The sequence below is a fragment of the Massilia sp. Root418 genome, assembly GCF_001425265.1.
In the GTDB taxonomy this organism is placed as follows: domain Bacteria; phylum Pseudomonadota; class Gammaproteobacteria; order Burkholderiales; family Burkholderiaceae_D; genus Rugamonas.
On sequence record NZ_LMEC01000023.1, the window covers coordinates 181,641 to 200,990 of the forward strand.

16 protein-coding genes are annotated in these 19,350 nt (G+C 67.7%); 13 read left to right on the top strand and 3 right to left on the bottom strand.

The features are described 5' to 3' along the window. Nucleotides 1-111: 111 nt before the first annotated feature. The 10 genes from pyk (at nucleotide 112) to ASC94_RS24320 (ending at nucleotide 12,195) form a co-directional block, all read left to right on the top strand. Nucleotides 112-1,560 (top strand): pyruvate kinase, encoded by a 1,449-nt coding sequence (gene pyk / locus ASC94_RS24275; RefSeq protein ID WP_056401983.1) that lies wholly within the window; start codon nucleotides 112-114, stop codon nucleotides 1,558-1,560. Nucleotides 1,561-1,646: 86 nt separating this feature from the next. Then, a complete protein-coding gene (fba, locus tag ASC94_RS24280) occupies nucleotides 1,647-2,711 on the top strand; it encodes a class II fructose-bisphosphate aldolase (protein WP_056401987.1) in 1,065 nt (354 codons plus the stop codon). Nucleotides 2,712-2,828: 117 nt separating this feature from the next. Then, nucleotides 2,829-3,722 carry a phosphoribosylaminoimidazolesuccinocarboxamide synthase gene (locus ASC94_RS24285; RefSeq protein WP_056402480.1) on the top strand — a complete coding sequence of 298 codons (894 nt, stop codon included), beginning with the start codon at nucleotides 2,829-2,831 and terminating at the stop codon, nucleotides 3,720-3,722. 2 nt (nucleotides 3,723-3,724) lie between these two features. Then, nucleotides 3,725-4,222, top strand: coding sequence for a 5-(carboxyamino)imidazole ribonucleotide mutase (gene purE, locus ASC94_RS24290; protein ID WP_056401992.1), 498 nt, complete (start codon nucleotides 3,725-3,727; stop codon nucleotides 4,220-4,222). Between the two features lie 4 nt (nucleotides 4,223-4,226). Continuing rightward, nucleotides 4,227-5,450: a 5-(carboxyamino)imidazole ribonucleotide synthase gene (locus tag ASC94_RS24295; protein ID WP_056401997.1), complete on the top strand. Its 1,224-nt coding sequence runs from the start codon at nucleotides 4,227-4,229 to the stop codon at nucleotides 5,448-5,450. Next, nucleotides 5,447-6,649 carry an L-threonylcarbamoyladenylate synthase gene (locus tag ASC94_RS24300; protein ID WP_056402000.1) on the top strand — a complete coding sequence of 401 codons (1,203 nt, stop codon included), beginning with the start codon at nucleotides 5,447-5,449 and terminating at the stop codon, nucleotides 6,647-6,649. Before ASC94_RS24295 ends, ASC94_RS24300 begins: the two co-directional genes overlap by 4 nt. 53 nt (nucleotides 6,650-6,702) lie before the next feature. Continuing rightward, entirely contained in the window at nucleotides 6,703-8,367 is a 1,665-nt protein-coding gene (locus tag ASC94_RS24305) for a S9 family peptidase (RefSeq protein ID WP_082616811.1), read from the top strand. Nucleotides 8,368-8,441: 74 nt separating this feature from the next. Then, a complete protein-coding gene (locus tag ASC94_RS24310; RefSeq protein WP_082616812.1) occupies nucleotides 8,442-9,959 on the top strand; it encodes a S9 family peptidase in 1,518 nt (505 codons plus the stop codon). 154 nt (nucleotides 9,960-10,113) lie between these two features. Beyond that, entirely contained in the window at nucleotides 10,114-11,487 is a 1,374-nt protein-coding gene (locus ASC94_RS24315) for an SGNH/GDSL hydrolase family protein (protein WP_056402008.1), read from the top strand. Between the two features lie 27 nt (nucleotides 11,488-11,514). Then, nucleotides 11,515-12,195: an OmpW family protein gene (locus ASC94_RS24320; protein ID WP_200955814.1), complete on the top strand. Its 681-nt coding sequence runs from the start codon at nucleotides 11,515-11,517 to the stop codon at nucleotides 12,193-12,195. Between the two features lie 91 nt (nucleotides 12,196-12,286). Here the strand turns inward: ASC94_RS24320 and ASC94_RS24325 are convergent, their stop codons facing one another. Both ASC94_RS24325 and ASC94_RS24330 read right to left on the bottom strand, forming a co-directional pair. After that, complete coding sequence (locus ASC94_RS24325) at nucleotides 12,287-13,471, bottom strand: acyl-CoA dehydrogenase (RefSeq protein ID WP_056402012.1); 1,185 nt, start codon at nucleotides 13,469-13,471, stop codon at nucleotides 12,287-12,289. A gap of 119 nt (nucleotides 13,472-13,590) precedes the next feature. Beyond that, on the bottom strand, nucleotides 13,591-14,094 hold the full coding sequence (locus ASC94_RS24330; RefSeq protein ID WP_056402015.1) for a flavin reductase family protein: 504 nt from the start codon (nucleotides 14,092-14,094) through the stop codon (nucleotides 13,591-13,593). 125 nt (nucleotides 14,095-14,219) lie between these two features. On the opposite strand from ASC94_RS24330, the gene msrA reads away from it, so the two are divergent. The 3 genes from msrA to ASC94_RS24345 are packed head-to-tail and all read left to right on the top strand — an operon-like array spanning nucleotide 14,220 to nucleotide 18,108. Further along, complete coding sequence (gene msrA, locus ASC94_RS24335; RefSeq protein WP_056402017.1) at nucleotides 14,220-14,762, top strand: peptide-methionine (S)-S-oxide reductase MsrA; 543 nt, start codon at nucleotides 14,220-14,222, stop codon at nucleotides 14,760-14,762. Between the two features lie 58 nt (nucleotides 14,763-14,820). Further along, on the top strand, nucleotides 14,821-15,855 hold the full coding sequence (locus tag ASC94_RS24340; RefSeq protein WP_056402022.1) for an HD-GYP domain-containing protein: 1,035 nt from the start codon (nucleotides 14,821-14,823) through the stop codon (nucleotides 15,853-15,855). Between the two features lie 21 nt (nucleotides 15,856-15,876). Next, entirely contained in the window at nucleotides 15,877-18,108 is a 2,232-nt protein-coding gene (locus tag ASC94_RS24345) for a PAS domain-containing hybrid sensor histidine kinase/response regulator (protein ID WP_056402023.1), read from the top strand. A 12-nt stretch (nucleotides 18,109-18,120) separates the two neighbouring features. On the opposite strand, the gene ASC94_RS24350 is transcribed toward ASC94_RS24345, so the two are convergent. Then, the gene (locus ASC94_RS24350) at nucleotides 18,121-19,338 is read right to left on the bottom strand and encodes a cyclopropane-fatty-acyl-phospholipid synthase family protein (RefSeq protein ID WP_056402026.1); all 1,218 of its coding nucleotides are present in this window, start codon (nucleotides 19,336-19,338) and stop codon (nucleotides 18,121-18,123) included. Nucleotides 19,339-19,350: the final 12 nt, after the last annotated feature.

Consider the following 19,350-nt stretch of genomic DNA (forward strand, 5'->3'; position numbering starts at 1 on the left):
GGCGGGTTACGGCGCGGCGCGCCTAACCCGCCCTACGCCGCAACGCCGGTTCACCGTAGGGCGGGTTAGCGCCGCAGGCGCGTAACCCGCCAACCCCCGCAAAGGAATCTTATGTCCCGTGGTACCAAAATTGTCGCCACCATCGGCCCCGCTTCCACCGACTTCGGCATCCTGGTCAAGATGATACGGGCCGGCGTCGACGTGGTGCGCTTGAACTTCTCGCACGGCAAGGCGCAGGACCACATCGAGCGCGCCGCGCTGGTGCGCAAGGCCGCCGCCGAATGCGGCCGCGAGGTGGCGATCATGGCGGACATGCAGGGCCCGAAAATCCGCATCGGCAAGTTTGAAAACGGCCGCATCGAGCTGGCCAACGGCGACAAGTTCATCCTGGACGCAAAGTGGGGCGAGAACGGCGAACTGGGCAACCAGGAGCGCGTCGGCCTGGACTACAAGGCGCTGCCGACCGACGTGCGCCCCGGCGACGTGCTGCTGCTGAACGACGGCCTGATCGTGCTGGTGGTGGACCGCATCAACGGCAGCGAAATCCACACCACCGTGAAGATCGGCGGCGACCTGTCCAACAACAAGGGCATCAACCGCCAGGGCGGCGGCCTGACCGCGCCGGCCCTGACCGCCAAGGACATGGAAGACATCAAGACCGCGATGAGCTTCCAGTGCGACTACCTGGCCATCTCCTTCCCGAAGAACGCCACCGACATGGCGATGGCGCGCCAGCTGGCCAATATCGCCGGCGAGCCTTACCACCACAAGCCGATGATGATCGCCAAGATCGAGCGCGCCGAAGCGATTCCGGCGCTGCAGGAGATCCTGGACGCGTCCGACGGCATCATGGTGGCGCGCGGCGACCTGGCCGTGGAAGTGGGCAACGCCGCCGTGCCGGCGCTGCAAAAGCGCATGATCAAGATGGCGCGCGAATCGAACAAGCTGGCCATCACCGCGACCCAGATGATGGAGTCCATGATCGTCAACGCCGTGCCGACCCGCGCCGAAGTGTCCGACGTGGCAAACGCCGTGCTGGACGGCACCGACGCCGTCATGACCTCGGCTGAAACCGCCTCCGGCAAATACCCGATCGAGACCGTGGAAATGATGGCCGCGATCTGCGTCGAGGCCGAGCAATCCGAATACAACAAGCTGGACGCCGACTTCCTCAACGTCCGCTTCACCCGCATCGACCAGTCCATCGCCTACGGCGCGCTGTTTACCGCGCACCACCTGCGCGTGAAGGCCATCGTGGCGCTGACCGAGTCCGGCTCCACCGCGCTGTGGATGAGCCGCCACAGCATCGACACCCCGATTTTCGCGCTCACGCCGAGCGTGACCACCGCCCGCAAGGCTGCCCTGTACCGCAACGTGCGCGCCTACCAGCTGGCGCAGGGCGCCGAGAGCGCCGTGGTGCTGCGCCAGGTCGAGGACCTGCTGGTGGAATACGGCATCGTCAAGAAGGGCGACATGATCGTGGTCACCTGGGGCGAGCCGATGGGCCAGGTGGGCGGCACGAATGCATTGAAGATAGTGAAAGTAGGCGAGTTCACGTAGGGCGGGTCAGCGCTGCGCGCGCAGCCGCCGCCCGCGCCGCCCGCACCGCCCGCCGCACCGATTTTTTTATTGTTTGGAGTAATACCATGTCCCTCGTATCCATGCGTCAGCTGCTGGACCATGCCGCCGAAAACGGCTATGGCATCCCCGCCTTCAACGTCAACAACCTGGAGCAGGTGCAAGCCATCATGGCTGCCGCCGATGCCCTGAACAGCCCGGTCATCATGCAAGCCTCGGCCGGCGCCCGCAAATATGCAGGCGAAGCCTTCCTGCGCCACCTGATCGACGCCGCCGTCGAAGCCTATCCGCACATCCCGGTCGTGATGCACCAGGACCATGGCCAGTCGCCGGCGGTCTGCATGGCCGCGATCCGCTCCGGCTTCACCTCGGTGATGATGGACGGTTCGCTGGAAGCGGACGGCAAATCGGTAGCCTCCTACGACTACAACGTGGACGTGTCGCGCGAAGTGGTCAAGTTCTCGCACGCCATCGGCGTGACGGTGGAAGCCGAACTGGGCGTGCTCGGTTCGCTGGAAACCATGAAGGGCGACAAGGAAGACGGCCACGGCGCCGACGGCACCATGACCCGCGAACAGCTGCTGACCGACGTGGCCCAGGCCGCCGACTTCGTGCAGCGCACCCAGTGCGACGCGCTGGCCATCGCCATCGGCACCTCGCACGGCGCCTACAAGTTCACCCGCAAGCCGACCGGCGACATCCTGGCGATCGACCGCATCAAGGAAATCCACGCCCGCATCCCGAACACCCACCTGGTGATGCACGGTTCCTCCTCGGTGCCGCAGGAACTGCTGGCCATCATCCGCGAATTCGGCGGCGACATGAAGGAAACCTATGGCGTGCCGGTGGAAGAAATCCAGGAAGGCATCCGTCACGGCGTGCGCAAGATCAACATCGACACCGACATCCGCCTGGCCATGACTGCCGCCATCCGCAAGTACCTGTTCGAGAACCCGTCCAAGTTCGACCCGCGCGACTACCTGAAGCCGGCCCGTGCCGCCGCCGAAGAGATCGTCAAGGCGCGCCTGCTGGCGTTCGGCTGCGAAGGCCAGGCCGGCAAGATCAAGCCGCTGCCGCTGGAAAAAATGGCCGAGCGTTACAAGGCCGGCGCCCTGGCGCAGATTGTGAAGTAAAATTCTGTCTGGAACGGGCCGGGGACTTTCCCCGGCCCGATTTTCTTGACCGGCGGGCACGCAGGCCTGCGCGCCGGTTCCGCGCTATTTTCGCCTTACCACATCACCTTCCCCGCTATGAACAGCCTTTACCAATCCTCCATCAAGTCCCTGCCACTGCTCGGCCACGGCAAAGTCCGCGATAACTACGCTGTCGGCGACGACAAGATCCTGATCGTCACCACCGACCGCCTGTCGGCCTTCGACGTCGTCATGAACGAGCCGATTCCGGGCAAGGGCATGGTCCTGAACCAGATGAGCGATTTCTGGTTCGAGAAACTGGGCCACATCGTGCCCAACCACCTGACCGGCGTGGCGCCGGAATCGGTGGTGGCGCCGGACGAAGTGGAGCAGGTAAAGGGCCGCGCGGTAGTGGCCAAGCGCCTCAAGCCCATCATGGTGGAAGCGGTGGTGCGCGGCTACATCATCGGCTCCGGCTGGAAGGACTACCAGGATACCGGCAGCATCTGCGGCATCGCCCTGCCGGCCGGCCTGCAGCAGGCTGAAAAGCTGCCCGAGCCGCTGTTCACCCCGGCCGCCAAGGCGGACCTGGGCGAGCATGATGAAAACATCAGCTTTGCCGAAATGGAAAGCCGCATCGGCGCCGAACTGGCCGCCAGGATGCGCGACACCAGCATCGCGCTGTACAAGGCCGCCGCCGAATACGCCGCCACCAAGGGCATCATCATCGCCGACACCAAGTTCGAATTCGGCCTGGACGAAAACGGCGTGATGCACCTGATGGACGAAGTGCTGACCGCCGACTCGTCGCGCTTCTGGCCGGCCGATTCCTACCAGCCCGGCATGTCGCCGCCGTCGTTCGACAAGCAGTTCGTGCGCGACTACCTGGAAACCCTGACCTGGGGCAAAACCGCACCGGCGCCCGCGCTGCCGGCCGACGTGATCAACAAGACCCAGGCCAAGTACTTCGAAGCCATTGAACGCCTGACCGGCGAGAAGCTGAAGGTATAAGCATGGCTGAAAACAAACCCCTGGTCGGCGTCATCATGGGCTCGTCTTCGGACTGGGACGTGATGCAGAACGCGGTGGCCGTGCTCAAGCAGTTCGGCGTGCCCTTCGAAGCGCAGGTCATTTCCGCGCACCGCATGCCCGACGAGATGTACGCCTACGCCAAGAGCGCCCGCGCGCGCGGCCTGCGCGCCATCATCGCCGGCGCCGGCGGCGCCGCCCACCTGCCGGGCATGGTGGCCGCCATGACCATCGTGCCGGTGCTGGGCGTGCCGGTGCCGTCCAAGTACCTGCGCGGCGAGGACTCGCTGCTGTCCATCGTGCAGATGCCCAAGGGCGTGCCGGTGGCCACTTTCGCCATCGGCGAAGCGGGTGCCGCCAATGCCGCGCTGACCGCGGTGGCCATGATCGCCGCCACCGACGACGCGCTGGCCGACAAGCTGGAAGCCTTCCGCGTCCAGCAAACCGGCGTGGCCCAGGCCATGACCTTACCGCTTGAATAACGCAATGAGCAATTCGAAGTCTTTACCGCCGCAGTCCGCGCCGCAGTCCACTCCCTTCCTGCCCAGCGCCAGTCCGCAAGCCTGGCTGGGCGTGATGGGAGGCGGCCAACTGGGCCGCATGTTCGCACAAGCCGCACAAAGCATGGGCTACCAGGTGGCCGTGCTGGAACCATCCGACGACTGCCCGGCAGGGCAGGTTGCGCAGCGCCTGATCAACGCCGGCTACAGCGACAGCCAGGGGCTGGACGTGCTGGCCGCGCAGTGCTTCGCCGTCACCACCGAGTTCGAGAACGTGCCGGCCGGCAGCCTGTCGCGCCTGTCGCAGCACGTCTTCGTGGCGCCCGATGCGCACGGCGTGTCGGTGGCGCAGGACCGCATCGCTGAAAAACGCTTCTTTGTCGGCTGCGCCGCCAAGTCCGGCGTGCAGCCGGCGCCGCACAAGGTCATCGCCTCGCAGGAGGACATCGCCGCCATCGGCGACGAGCTGCTGCCCGGCATCCTGAAAACCGTGCGCATGGGCTACGACGGCAAGGGCCAGGTGCGCGTGCGCACCCGCGAGGACGTGCGCGCCGCGTTTGAATCGATGGGGCAGGTGACCTGCCTGCTGGAGAAAATGCTGCCGCTGGCCTACGAAGTGTCGGTGCTCACCGCGCGCGGCGCGGACGGCCAGTCGGTGGTCTACCCGATCGCCGAGAACGTGCACCGCGACGGCATCCTGTTCACCACCACGGTGCCGGGTCCCAACGTGTCCGACGATTGCGCCAGGAAGGCGCAGGCGGCGGCGCAAGCCATCGTGGCCGAGCTCGGCTACGTGGGCGTGCTGTGCATCGAATTTTTCGTGCTGGAAGACGGTTCGCTGGTGGTCAACGAAATGGCGCCGCGTCCGCACAACAGCGGGCACTACACCATGGACGCCTGCGTCACCAGCCAGTTCGCGCAGCAGGTGCGCGCCATGGCGCGCCTGCCGCTGGGCGACGTGCGCCAGCACTCGCCGGCCGTGATGCTCAACATCCTGGGCGACCTCTGGTTCACCGACAGCACCGACAGCACGCGCGAGCCGGCCTGGGACCAGGTGCTGGCCCTGCCGGGCGCCAATCTGCACCTGTACGGCAAGGACGACCCGCGCCGCGCGCGCAAGATGGGCCACCTGACCTTTGTCGCGCCCACCCTGGCCGAAGCGCAGCGGCAGCTCAACGCCGCCTGCGCCATCCTGGGCATCGCACCGTGACCGCAGCGCTCGACCTGGCCGCCATCCGCGCGGCCGCCGTCCTGCTGGAAGCGGGCAAGCTGGTGGCCTTTCCCACCGAGACCGTGTACGGCCTCGGCGCGGACGCTGAAAACCCGCAGGCCGTGGCGGCCATCTACGCCGCCAAGGGCCGGCCGCAGGACCATCCCGTCATCGTGCACGTCGCGCCGGGCGCCGACCTCGGCTACTGGTGCAGCGACATCCCCGACGAAGCGTACCAACTGGCCCAAGCCTTCTGGCCCGGTCCGCTGACCATGATCCTCAAGCGCAACGAACACATTCCCGACGCCGTCTCCGGCGGCCAGGACACGGTGGGCATGCGCTGCCCGTCGCATCCGGTGGCCATTGCCTTGCTGAGCGCCTTCAAGGGCGGCAAGGGCGGGGTGGCGGCGCCGTCCGCCAACAAGTTCGGCAACGTCAGCCCCACCACCGCGCAGCACGTGCGCGACGAGTTCGGCGCCATGGTGCTGGACGACGCGCAAGCGGCCGAAGCCGCCGCGCACGCCTACGCTGCCGCCATCACCGCCAGCATGGCGGACCCGGCCGACGCAGGCCCTGGCAGCGCGGTTGCCAACGCCGGCCCGGCCGGCACGCCGGCAGTAAATGCAGCAGCTGCGGCAGCGGCAGCGGCAGCGCTGCGCCTGGCCGTGCTGGACGGCGGCTCCAGCCAGGTCGGCATCGAATCGACCATCCTCGACCTGTCGCGCCTGGCCACGCACGGCCCGGTGCTGCTGCGCCCCGGCCACATCGGCGCGCAGGACATCGCCGACGTCATCGGCGTGATGCCCAACCTGCCGGACCAGACCGCGCCGCGCGCCTCCGGCACGCTGGAATCGCACTACGCGCCGAAAGCCCCGGTCGCCCTGGTCGACGGCGCCGCGCTGGCGGACACGCTGGCCAGGCTGTCCGCCAGGGGCCGCAAGGCCGCCGTCATCCATTACTCGGCCCTGCCGCAGTCCTCGCAGGGCAGCGCGGCCGCAGCGCACCAGCACATGCCGGCCGACGCCGCCGGCTACGCCTTCGGCCTGTACGCCGCGCTGCGCGCCATGGACCAGACCGGCGCCGAATTGATCCTCGTCGAAACCCCGCCACAACACGATGCGTGGCTTGGCGTCAACGATCGATTACGGCGCGCAGCATTCGGTTCTTCTGGTATTGTTGAGATGTTCCTGCAATCCTGAAACAGAACCACGCCGGAGCGGTCCGGCGCGCATAGCAAGTAGAGGAGGTCGCCATGACCCCAACTTTGTATGCCTGGCTGGCGGCGGCGCTGGCCGGCGCTCCTGCGGCGCTGCTGGCCGCCGGCGCGCCCCCGGTCCCGGACGCGCCCCCGGTGCTCGCCCCTGTCAGCATGCCCAAACCGGGCGGGGCCGCCACACCCGCCGCCTCGCTCTTCGCTTCGCCCGCTGCCTCGCCTGCCACGCTTGGCGCAAGCCCGCTTCCCGGCCCGGCCCTGGCTCCGGCCCGGACCCCGGCTCCCATCTCCGCCGCCGGGCGCCCCGTGCCGCCGCGGGGCACCCTGCTCGCCGGGCCCACGGTCGTGCCCATCGATCTCATCACGGATACGGTGCACAAGCTGGAGCCGGCCTTGCTGCGCACCCTGCTCAAGCGCCGCGACGGCCTGCTTGCCGTCACCGGCGAGCCGCGCTGCAGCATCGCCGTCCACAGCATGCGCTACCAGACCGTGGGCGGGCAGGGCGAACCGGCCGACGCCGGCGCCGTCATCATGCTGCCCTCCGGCACCGGCCCGGAGTGCAGCGGGCCGCGGCCCGTGCTGCTGTATGCCCACGGCACCGTGCTCGACAAAACCTTCAGCATGGCCCGCCTGAACGGCGAAGCGCGCCTGATCGCCTCCATGTTCGCGGCCCAGGGCTACATCGTGGTGGCGCCCGACTACGCCGGCTACGGCAGCTCCAGCCTGCCTTATCACCCCTACCTGAACGCCGAGCAGCAAGCCGGCGACATGGTGGACGCCCTGCGCGCCGCGCGCACCGCCTATGCCGCGCTGGGCGCGCATCCGTCGCCGCAGCTCTTCCTCACCGGCTATTCGCAGGGCGGCTTCGTCGCGCTCGCCACGCAGCGCGCCATCCAGCTGCAGCACGCCGACGAATTCACCGTCACCGCCACCGCCGCGCTGTCCGGTCCCTACGCGCTGGTGAAAATGGCCGACAGCATCTTCAGCGGCCACCCCAACACTGGCGTCACCTCTTATCTGCCGCTGCTCACCACGTCCGGCCAGCGCGCCGGCGCCGCCCTGTACGCGGCCCCCGAGGACCTGTACGAAGCGCGCTACGCCAGCGGCATCGAAAGCCTGCTGCCCAACAAGGTGCGGCTGGACGACCTGGTCAGCAAAGGCAGGCTGCCCAAGGGTGGCGCGCTGTTCGCGCGCGACTCGCAGCCGCAGGCGGCCGACGCCTCCGCCTTTTTCGCGGACAGCAACCTGGTGCGCACCAGCTACCGCAACGCCTACCTGCAGGACATGGCCAGCAACCCCTGCGAGCGCGACCCGGCCGAACCGCTGGCCTGCAGCCCGCAGCACAATCTGCGCAAATGGATGCAGCGCAACGATCTGCGCACCTACACGCCGTCCTCGCCGCTGATGCTGTGCGGCGCCGGCAAAGACCCGGTGGTGCCCTTCGCCAACACCGCCGCCACCCATGCCTACTTCAAGGCGCATGGCGCGGCCCCGGTGCTGGTGGACCTGGAAACGCCGGAAGAGGGCGACCCGTATTTGCCGTTCAAGCAAGCTTTCGCGAAGGAACGCGACACGATGCGCGCCGATGCTGTCAAAAAGGGTAATGATCCTGTCAAGGCGGTGTCCGATCGATACCACAGCCGGCTGGCCGCGCAGTTCTGTCTGATGGCTGCGCGCAGCTTTTTCCAATCTGCAATGCCCTGACTCTGCTATGCTGATTTGACGAAGAAATCAGCGGAGTTGGGATGTTTTACAAGAAGATTGTTGCGAATTCAGTAATGGCGGCCGCAGCGGCCGCACTGGCCGCACTGGCTGGCTGCGGCGGCGCCGGCGGCACAGGGGGCGGCAGCGGCGGTGGCGGTCCCGCCGGCCCCGGCACCACCATCCCGGTGGTGGTGGCGCCTTCCCAGCGCGGCAATCTTGTCGGCGGCGCGGCCGCCGTCTCCGCTTATGATGCAGGCGCGCTCAAGCAAATGCTGGAAAGCGTGCAAAGCGGCATGAGCGGCATTACCAGCACGCCGCTGTGCGGCGTCAGCACTTATACCGTGCGCTACCATACCATCGGCTCGGCCGGCGAAGACACCGAAGCCAGCGCCGCCGTCATGCGCCCGACCGGCGCCGACTCCGCCTGCAGCGGCGCGCGCCCGGTGCTGCTGTACGCGCACGGCACGTCGCCGCTGAAATCCTACGATATGAGCAAGCTGGACGGCACCGAGGCGCGCCTGATCGCCGCCATCTTCGCCGCCCAGGGCTATCTTGTGGTCGCGCCCAATTACGCGGGCTACGCCGGCTCAACGCTGGGCTACCACGCCTACCTGGACGCCGAACAGCAATCGGCGGACATGGTGGACGGCCTGCGCGCCGCCCGCGCCGCCTTCGGCCAGATCGGCGCCAGCGCCACGGCTCAGCTCTACGTCACCGGCTATTCCCAGGGCGGCTACGTGGCGCTGGCCACCCAGCGCGCCATGCAGACGCGGCATGCAGCCGAGTTTCCCGTGACGGCCGCCGCCGGCCTGTCCGGCCCATACGCGCTGCTCAAGTTCGGCGACGCCATGTTCGGCGGCGCCCCCACGCTGGGTGCCACCGCCTTCCTGCCCATGCTGGTCAACGCGGGCCAGCACGCCGGCGCGCGCCTGTACGCCGGTCCCGGCGACGTCTATGAAGCGCCGTACGCCGCCGCCATCGAAGACATCCTGCCCGGCACGGTCAGCCTGGGCGACCTCGCCAGCCAGGGCAGGCTGCCCGCCAGTGCGCTGTTCGCCCTGAACTCGCTGCCGCAGGCCGATGGCAGCAAGGCCTTCTTCGGAAACGGCCACCTGGTGCGCACCAGCTACCGTGACAGCTACAACGCCGACCTGCAGCAACAGCCCTGCGGCGCCGGCACCACTGCCGCCAACGCTGCCAATGCGCTCGCTTGCGCGCCGCAGCATACGCTGCGCCAGTGGCTGAAGAAAAACGACCTGCGCAGCTACACGCCGGCAGCGCCGCTACTGTTGTGCGGCGGCGACGCCGACCCCCTCGTTCCCTACTACAACACCAGCGCGGCGGCCGACTACTTCCGCGCGCAAAATGCCGCCGGCACGCTGCACGTGGTTAATGTCGACTCCACGCCGTCGCTGTTCGGCGACGACTACAGCCAGCCCAAGCTGGGCTTCCTGGCCGCCAAAACCGCGGTGCGCGCCAATGCCGCCCTCAGCGGCGGCTCCGGCGACGCCGCCGTGCGCGACGCCTACCACGCCGGCCTGGTGGCACCATTCTGCCTGCGGGCCGCGCGCGACTTTTTCCGCGCGCGCTGAGTTGTATCTTGAAAGCAACTAAGTAGCCGTTTAGGCTACGCTGCCCAATTTACAAAAATGCGCTATACAACCTCGGTCCGGGCTGGCATATTAGTTGGGTTGCAAATAGCACGCTCGTGCGTTTAGAACAAGAAAATTTTTTTCAGGAGATACAATGCGTCACACCAAACTGGCCCTGGCGGTCATGGCTTCGGCTATTCTGGCCGCTTGCGGCAGCGGCAGCCCAAGCCCCGGCGACCAAACCCTCAAAGTCAAATTCGCCTCGCAGGTGTCGTTCGGCGACAGCCTGTCCGACGTCGGCAGCTACAAGGTCGGCACCGTGGCAGCCCTGGGCGGCGGCAAATTCACCATCAACGGCAACAACAGCGCCGCCGCGCCTGCGCTGACCGGCAAGATCTGGATCGAGCTGCTGGCCGCCCAGTTCGGCCTGCCGGCCCCCTGCGCCGCGCAGACCGGCCTGGACGGCAATGCCGCCAAGGGCTTCAGCGTGCCGGTGCAAAACCATACCGGCTGCTACGCCTATGGCCAGGGCGGCGCGCGCGTCACCAACCCGGTCGGCGAAGGCCACAAGCTCACCGGCAGCGAAGTGGGCGCACTGACCGTGCCCGTGGTGACCCAGGTGAAGAACCACCTGGCAGCCGTGGGCGGCAAGTTCAAGGGTGACGAGATCGTCTTCGTCTGGGGCGGCAATAACGACCTGCTGGTCGGCCTGGGCGGGCTGTCGGCCGCGGCCACCGCCGCCGGCACCGCCGCCGGCAACACCGCTTTCGCCAACAGCCTGGTTGCCCAGCTGGCGGCCGGCGCCACCAATCCGCAAACCGCCGCTGCCGCCATCGGCCTGGCGCTGGCCACGGAAAACGCCAAGCCCACCAAGACCGAAACCTCGGTGGTGACCGCTGCCGTGACTGCCGCCGTCCTGGCCGGCAATACCAGCGCCGCGCTGCCGGCCACGCAGAAAGCCATCGTCGACAAGGCCAAGGCCGACGGCGCCGCCGCCGGCGCCAAAGCCGGTGCCGACTACGCCGCCGCCAACGGCCCGGCGCTGGTGCCGGCCATGGTTACCGCCGCCAAGGACATCTCGGCCCTGGTGAAAAGCCAGATCCTGGCCAACGGCGCCAAGTACGTGGTGGTCAACAACATCCCGGACGTGGCCAACACGCCGTCCGGCCTGTCGCAGTCCGAATCGTCGCGCGCGCTGATCAACGCCATGGTCAAGGCCTTCAACGACACCCTGAGCGCCGAGCTGGGCACCACCGACAGCGTGCTGATCATCGACACCTTCGCCGAAAGCCACACCCAGGCCACCAATCCGGCGCCGTACGGCCTGACCAACGTCAAGGAAACCGCGTGCGACCTGACCCCGGCCAAGAACCCGCTGAGCAGCTCGCTGGCGTGTAACGCGTCGAACCTGAAAGCAGGCGACGTCAGCCACTACTCCTACGCCGACACCGTGCACCCGACCCCGTTCCTGCACCAGCTGCTGGCGCGCTACGTGGCCGAGAAGATGGTCGTCAAGGGCTGGCTGTAATCACTGCAATTCTGGAGACATGACAAGATGAAAATTCGTATCAATCACGCAGTGAAATTGCTGGCGCTGGCCGCCGCCATGGGCGCCGCTTCGGGCGCCTCGGCGCAGGCGGCCGGCGAGTGGGTGGTGAAAGCCGGTATCAACAAGATCACGCCCAAGGTCAAGAGCGGCGTGGTGAGCGCGCCGGCGCTGCCGGAGAGCAAAGCCGACATCGGCGCCGACACCCAGCCCATCTTCACCATCGGCCGCATGCTGACCGACAATATCTCGGTCGAGCTGGACCTGGGCCTGCCCTACAAGCACAAGATCTACGGCGCCGGTTCGCTGACCGGCACCGGCCAGCTGGCCTCGTCGGAAGTGCTGCCGCCGACCGTGTTCCTGCAATACCACCTGTTCGAGCCAAGCGCCAGGATCCGCCCGTACGCCGGCGTGGGCCCGACGTTTGCCTACTTCCGCAAGGAAACCGGCTCCGGCCAGCTGACCGCGCTGCTCAACCCGGGCGGCGACCCGTCCACCTTCTCGATGAAGAACAAGTGGGCCGTCAGCGCGCAGCTGGGCGCCACCATGGCCATCAACGCCAAGTGGTTCGCGGACGTGAACGTGGTCAAGACCAAGCTGAAGACCTCGGCGCGCTACTCCACCGGCCAGACCATGGACGCCGCGCTCGACCCGCTGTCGTTCGCCGTCGCGGTCGGCTACCACTTCTAAGCGCCACGGGCGAAAAAAACCGCCGCTAGGCGGTTTCCCCGAAAATGGGGTCAGGGTTAATTATTTAATTAACCCTGACCCCATTTTTTTGTTACTGGAAGGCTTGGATGCCGGTCTGGGCGCGGCCCAGGATCAGCGCGTGGATGTCGTGCGTGCCTTCGTAGGTGTTGACCACTTCCAGGTTCACCATGTGGCGGATCACGCCGAACTCGTCGGAAATGCCATTGCCGCCCAGCATGTCGCGCGCCACGCGGGCGATGTCCAGCGACTTGCCGCAGGAGTTGCGCTTCATCATGGACGTGATTTCCACGGCGGCGGTGCCGGCGTCCTTCATGCGGCCCAGCTGCAGACAGCCCTGCAGGCCCAGCGTGATCTCGGTCTGCATGTCGGCCAGCTTCTTCTGCACCAGCTGGTTGGCGGCCAGCGGACGGCCGAACTGCTGGCGGTCCATGGTGTACTGGCGCGCGGTGTGCCAGCACGCTTCGGCCGCGCCCAGCGCGCCCCAGGCGATGCCGTAGCGCGCCGAGTTCAGGCAGGTGAACGGGCCTTTCAGGCCGCGCACGTCCGGGAAGGCGTTCTCTTCCGGGCAGAACACATTGTCCATCACGATTTCGCCGGTGACCGAGGCGCGCAGGCCGAACTTGCCGTGGATGGCGGGCGCGGACAGGCCGGCCATGCCTTTTTCCAGCACGAAGCCGCGGATCGCGCCTTCATCGTCCTTGGCCCACACCACGAACACGTCCGCCACCGGGGAGTTGGTGATCCACATCTTGGCGCCGGACAGCGCGTAGCCGCCGGGGACTTTTTTGGCGCGGGTGATCATGGAGCCGGGGTCGGAACCGTGGTTCGGCTCGGTCAGGCCGAAGCAGCCTATCCATTCGCCGGTGGCCAGCTTGGGCAGGTATTTCTGTTTTTGTTCCTCGGTGCCGAATTCGAAGATGGGCACCATCACCAGCGAGGACTGCACGCTCATCATGGAGCGGTAGCCCGAGTCCACGCGCTCGACTTCGCGCGCGATCAGGCCGTAGCTGACGTAGTTCAGGCCGGGACCGCCGTACTGCTCCGGGATGGTGGGGCCGAGCAGGCCCAGTTCGCCCATCTCGCGGAAGATGCTGGTGTCCATGCGCTCGTGGCGGAACGCCTCCAGGATGCGCGGCGCCAGCTTGTCCTGGCAGTAAGCGGCGGCGGCGTCGCGCACCATGCGCTCCTCGCTGGTCAGCTGGTCGTTCAGCAACAGGGGATCGTCCCAGTGGAATTGCGCGCGGGCGTGGCTCATCGTGTGTCCTAGTCTCTGGTTTTGGTGAATGATCCCAGCATTCTAGAGCGGCGGCCTGCGCCGCGCTTTTCAAATGGCGACACCAATTTCCGTTTTTTAGCGCCGCTTGGCGCGCCGGCTCAGAGCAAGCCCCGGAACTGCCCGCCGTGGAACACCAGCGGCGCCTGCGGGGCCGATTCGCAGTGCTCCACCTCGCCCACGAAGATGACGTGGTCGCCCTCCGGGTAGCGGCTGCGGTTGTGGCATTCGAACCACGCGGCCGCGCCCTTCAGGATGGGCTGGCCGGTGCGCGAGAGCTCGTACTCCACGCTGCTCCAGGGATCCTGGCCGCGGCTGGAGAACAGCTTGGCCAGGTGCGCCTGGCTGGCGTTGAGCACGTTGATCACGTAGTGCGAATTGCCGGTGAAGATGGGCAGGCTGTTGGCGCCGTTGGCCAGGCTCCACAGCACCAGCGGCGGATCGAGCGAGACCGAATTGAAGGAGCTGGCAGTCAGGCCGCGGAAGCTGCCGTCGGCCAGGCGGGTAGTGATGACGGTGACGCCGGTGGCGAACTGGGCCAGCGCCTGGCGGAAGTGCAGCGTATCGAATTCGCGCGAGTCGGCACGGGGGGAGCTAATATTCATGGGGAACCTGTATTTTCCAACATTATGCCAAAGAACCGCACTGCACAGCATTTGCAGGTGCATGCGCCTGCGCTTTGCGTTACATTAGTCATCATCAAGGCATACTCTGTACAGGGAGGGGCGGTATGACTAGCAATGCGGCGGCGACCGACGTGGCCGTGCTCGGCGGCGGCTGTTTCTGGTGCCTCGAAGCCGTGTACCTGGAAGTGCGCGGCGTGCTCAGCGTGCAATCGGGCTACACCGGCGGCCAGCAGCCCGACCCCAGCTACGAGCAGGTGTGCACCGGCGCCACCGGCCATGCCGAAGTGGTGAGGCTGGAGTTCGACCCGGCCGTCATCAGCTACCGCGACCTGCTGGAAATCTTCTTCACCATCCACGATCCCACCACCCTGAACCGCCAGGGCAACGACGCCGGCACCCAGTACCGCTCGGTGATCTATTACCAGTCGCCGGAGCAGGAGGCCACCGCGCGCCAGGTGATCGCCGAAATGGCGGTGGTGTGGGACGCGCCCATCGTCACCGAACTGTCGCCCGCGCAGCCCTACTACCCGGCCGAGGACTACCACCAGAACTACTTCGCGCAGCATCCGCTGCAAGGCTATTGCGCCTTCGTGGTGGCGCCCAAGGTAGCCAAGTTCCGCAAGACCTACGGCAGCCGCCTGAAATAGCGCCGGCGCCGCCGGGCCCTTATAACAACAGACAACAACGCGGAAAAGCGTGGCTGCCATGAAGGTCGTGATCGTCGATGACACCCACATCAACCTGGTGTTGATGTCGCGCCTGATCGGCAAGCTCGATGGCGTGGAAACCGTCAGCTTCCAGGCCGCGCGCCCGGCGCTGGACTGGTGCAACAGCCATGCCTGGGATTTGCTGATCCTGGACTACATGATGCCGGACATGGACGGCCTGGCGCTGATCGCGGCGCTGGCCCATGGCGAACACGCCGACCCGCGCGAGCGCCCGCCGGTGCTGATGGTCACCGCCAGCACCGACGTGGACGTGCGCCACCGCGCGCTGGAAAACGGCGCCAGCGACTTCCTGATCAAGCCGATCGACAAGGTGGAATTCCTGGCCCGCACGCGCAACATGCTGCAGCTGCGCCGCGCCACCGTGGGCCTGCGCGACGAAGTGCGCAAGGCCACCGCCGAACTGCGCGCGCGCGAGCGCGAAACCATCATGCTGCTGGCGCGGGCCTCCGAATACCGCGATCCCGAAACCGGCGCCCACATCCTGCGCATGGCGCATTACTCGCGCCTGATCGCCGCCGAGCTGGGCTTGTCCGAGCAGGAGCAGGAGGACATCCTGAACGCGGCCCCCATGCACGACGTGGGCAAGGTCGGCACGCCGGACCAGATCCTGCTCAAGCCGGGCCGCCTGAACGCGGAGGAGATGGCGGTGATGCGCCAGCATGCGCAAATGGGCTACGACATCCTGAAGGGCAGCCAGGCGCGCATGCTGCAGCTGGCCGCCGAGATCGCGCTGAGCCACCACGAGCGCTGGGACGGCGGCGGCTACCCGAACGGCCATGCCGGCGAGCGCATTCCGCTGGTGGGGCGCATCGTGGCCGTGGCCGACGTGTTCGATGCCCTCACCAGCGTGCGCCCCTACAAGCAGGCCTGGAGCATGGAGCAGGCGCGCCAGTACCTGCTGGACAACAGCGGCAGCCATTTCGATGCGCGCTGCGTGAACGCGCTGCTGGCGCGCTGGGGCGAGGTGCTGGCCATCAGCGCGCGCTACCGGGACGAGGGCCGGCCGGCCTGAGGCCCGGCCGGCTGCGCCGCCATGCAGTACGCCCGCCTGCTCAACCTGGTCCAGCGCGCGCTGGGCGCGCAGGACGACGCGGAAATGCAGCAGCGCCTGGCGCAGCTGCGCGCCATCGGCGAAACCACCCTGGCCAACGGCTTGCTGGCCCTGCTGGTGGAAGGCGAGCGCGCCGATCCGGGCCCGGGCCCCGGCCTGCCGCCGCAGCCGCAGCCGGAATCGGAGGAAGACGTGCGCCACCGCCAGGAGCTCACCGAGCAGATCCTGGACCAGCTGCCCATCCCGGTGTTCCTGAAGGACCGCGAGGGCCACTTCCTGCGTTTTAACAAGCGCTTCGAGGAATTCACGCAGCGCACGCGCGAGGAAATCCTGGGCCGCACCATCGACCATATCGCCTCGCCGCGCTGGGCCGAGGCCACGCGCGCCGAGGACAGCCTGGCCTGGCGCAGCGGCCGCATGGTGACCAGCGAACGGCGCCTGATGAGCTTTGACCCGCCGCGCGACGTGCTGGTCAGCCGCAGCGTCATCAACAGCGGCGGGCGCAGCTATATGCTGGGCTACTTCATCGACATCAGCGAGCAGCGCGCCGCGCGCGACGCCATGCAGCGCGCGGTGGAATCGGCCGAAGCGGCCAGCCGCGCCAAGAGCGAGTTCCTGGCCAATATGAGCCACGAGGTGCGCACGCCGATGAACGGCATCCTGGGCATGACGGAGCTGGTGCTGGAGTCCGGCCTCACCCCCGAGCAGCGCGCCGACATCGGCCTGGTGAAAGCCTCGGCCGATGCCTTGCTGGCCATCGTCAACGACATCCTGGATTTTTCCAAGATCGAGGCCGGCAAGCTGGACCTGGAGGACGTGCCTTTCGACCTGCGCCAGATGGTGCAGGACAGCGTGCGCGTGATGGCGCTGCGGGCGCGCCAGAAGGGGCTGGCGCTGCGCTGCGAGCTGCCGGCCTCGCTGCCGCGCGCCGTGAAGGGCGACCCGGGCCGGCTGCGGCAGGTGCTGATCAACCTGATCGGCAACGCCATCAAGTTCACCGCTGCCGGCAGCGTCACGGTGGCGGCGGCGCCCGGGCGCGAGGACGACCAGCGCTGCGACGTGACCTTCTCGGTGACCGACACCGGCATCGGCATCCCGCTGGAGAAGCAGAAGCTGATCTTCGAAGCCTTCGCCCAGGTGGACGGCTCCACCACGCGCGAATACGGCGGCACCGGGCTGGGGCTGACCATCTGCCGCCGGCTGGTGATCCTGATGCAGGGCCAGATCGGCGTGTTCAGTGCGCCGGGCGCGGGCAGCACCTTCAGCTTCACGGTGCCGCTGCGGCACACCGGCGTGGCGCCGGCCGCCCCGCTGGCCGTCCAGCAGGCGCCGCCGCGCGCACTGCCGGTGCCCGAGGGGGGCGATGCGCGCAGCGGCCACGACCGCCGCGCCGCCGCCTCGGCTGGCCAGCCCGGCGCGCCGGCCGAGGCGCGCGCCGGCAGCCTGCGGGTGCTGCTGGCGGAGGACAACGCGGTCAACCAGCGCCTGGCGCTGCGCCTGCTGGAAAAACTGGGCCACCGCGCCACCTTGGTCGACAGCGGCGTGGCGGCGCTGGAATACGCCACCGGCGTGGCTTACGACGCGGTGCTGATGGACGTGCAGATGCCCGGCCTGGACGGCCTGGCCGCCGCCCGCCACATCCGCCTGTGGGAACAGGCCAGGGAGCAGTCCGCGGAACCGGGACGCGGACGCCTGCCCATCATCGCCATGACTGCGCGCGCCATGGCGGGCGACCGCGAGCGCTGCCTGGAAGCGGGCATGGACGGCTATCTGTCCAAGCCCATCAGCCTGGCGCGCTTGCGCGAAGCGCTGGAGCGCTGCACCGCCGCATGCGCATATGGCGGCGGGCGCGGTGACGCGCGCGGTGACGGGTGCGGTGAACATGGCGGCCCGCCGGTGCTGGACTGGCAAGCCGCGCTGCAGCGGCTCGATGGCGACGCGGAGCTGCTGCGCGAACTGGCCGCGCTGTTCCTGCAGGACGGCCCGCAGCTGTGGCGCGACGTGGCGGACGCGCTGGCCGCGCAGGACGTTGAAGGCGCGGCGCGCGCCGTGCACAGCCTGAAGGGGGTGCTGATGAATTTCGGCGCCGCGCGCGCCATCGCCGCGGCAGACAGCCGGAGCATGGCCGCCCTGGAGGCGGCGCTGCAGCAGCTCTACGCCGCGCTGTGCGAGGCCCTGGCCGCTGGCGCCCCGCTCCCTGGGGGCCCCGCTTGATCCGCGCCCGGGTTATGGCAACGGCTGCTGCTGGTACATATACCCGCGCGACCAGGGCAGGGCGCGCGGATGCCGCCCGGCCTTGCCGCACACGATCTGGTACAAGCTCAGCAGGTCCTGCTCGAAGCCGTACACGCAGCCCGCCAGGTACACATGCCAGATGCGGAAGCGCTTCTCGCCCGCCAGCGCCTTGATGCTATCCGCGTTGGCCTCGAAATTGTCGGTCCAGATCGAACAGGTGCGCGCATAGTGGCGCCGCAGGTTCTCCACGTCATACGCCTCCAGGCCGCCCTGCTGCATGGCTTTCAGCACCTGCCCCAGGTGCACCAGTTCGCCGTGCGGGAACACGTATTTGTCGATGAATTCCCCGCCGCCGTACGGCGTTTCGCCGTTGTCCGGATCGGTGCTGGTGATGCCATGGTTCATGGCCACGCCATCCTCCGCCAGCAGGCGGTTCATGGTGCTGAAATAGTCCGGCAAATGCTTCAGGCCCACGTGCTCGAACATGCCCACGCTGGTGATGCGGTCGAAGCGGCCGCGCACGTCGCGGTAATCCTCCAGCCGGATCTCCACCAAGTGCGCCAGGCCCGCCTCGCGCACCCGTTCCCGCGCCAGCTCATATTGGTTCTGCGACAGCGTGATGCCGACGCAGCGCGCGCCGTAGCGCTCCGCCGCGCGCATGGCCAGCGCGCCCCAGCCGCAGCCGATGTCGAGCAGCGTCTGCCCGGGCTGCAGCCGGATCTTGGCCAGGATGTGGTCGATTTTCCTGGCCTGGGCGGTGGCCAGGTCCTCGTCGCCGCGTTCGAAATAGGCGCAGGAATACACCATGGCCGGGTCCAGGAACTGCTGATAGAAGGCGTTGGAAACGTCGTAGTGGTAGCGGATCGCCTCCGCGTCCTTCTTGCGGTCGTGGCTGAAGTTGCGCGCGATGCGGGCGAAGCGGCCGCGCTCCTTGAGCGTGGAGCGCGCCAGCGCGTTCACCACGGCGATCATGTCGCGCGCCGCGCCGCGCACCTCGATCAGGCCTTCCACGTAAGCCGAACCGAGGTTCGACAGCGACGGCGTGAGCAGGTAGCGCGCGGCCGACGCGTGCGGCAGCCGTATCGTCACGCGCGGCGGCTCAGGGGAAAAATCGAACTGCTGGCCGTTCCACAGTTCGATGCGCAAGGGCGTGGCGATTTGATGCCGGACGCCTGCCATCCATGCGCTGAGTCGGTTTTGCGCGAACACGGTTGCCTCCCA

Coding starts and splice junctions, on each gene's coding strand:
- pyk (WP_056401983.1), top strand. CDS start 112: ATGTCCCGTGGTACCAAAATTGTCGCCACCATCGGCCCCGCTTCCACC.
- fba (WP_056401987.1), top strand. CDS start 1,647: ATGTCCCTCGTATCCATGCGTCAGCTGCTGGACCATGCCGCCGAAAAC.
- ASC94_RS24285 (WP_056402480.1), top strand. CDS start 2,829: ATGAACAGCCTTTACCAATCCTCCATCAAGTCCCTGCCACTGCTCGGC.
- purE (WP_056401992.1), top strand. CDS start 3,725: ATGGCTGAAAACAAACCCCTGGTCGGCGTCATCATGGGCTCGTCTTCG.
- ASC94_RS24295 (WP_056401997.1), top strand. CDS start 4,227: ATGAGCAATTCGAAGTCTTTACCGCCGCAGTCCGCGCCGCAGTCCACT.
- ASC94_RS24305 (WP_082616811.1), top strand. CDS start 6,703: ATGACCCCAACTTTGTATGCCTGGCTGGCGGCGGCGCTGGCCGGCGCT.
- ASC94_RS24310 (WP_082616812.1), top strand. CDS start 8,442: ATGGCGGCCGCAGCGGCCGCACTGGCCGCACTGGCTGGCTGCGGCGGC.
- ASC94_RS24315 (WP_056402008.1), top strand. CDS start 10,114: ATGCGTCACACCAAACTGGCCCTGGCGGTCATGGCTTCGGCTATTCTG.
- ASC94_RS24320 (WP_200955814.1), top strand. CDS start 11,515: ATGAAAATTCGTATCAATCACGCAGTGAAATTGCTGGCGCTGGCCGCC.
- ASC94_RS24325 (WP_056402012.1), bottom strand. CDS start 13,471: ATGAGCCACGCCCGCGCGCAATTCCACTGGGACGATCCCCTGTTGCTG.
- ASC94_RS24330 (WP_056402015.1), bottom strand. CDS start 14,094: ATGAATATTAGCTCCCCCCGTGCCGACTCGCGCGAATTCGATACGCTG.
- msrA (WP_056402017.1), top strand. CDS start 14,220: ATGACTAGCAATGCGGCGGCGACCGACGTGGCCGTGCTCGGCGGCGGC.
- ASC94_RS24340 (WP_056402022.1), top strand. CDS start 14,821: ATGAAGGTCGTGATCGTCGATGACACCCACATCAACCTGGTGTTGATG.
- ASC94_RS24345 (WP_056402023.1), top strand. CDS start 15,877: ATGCAGTACGCCCGCCTGCTCAACCTGGTCCAGCGCGCGCTGGGCGCG.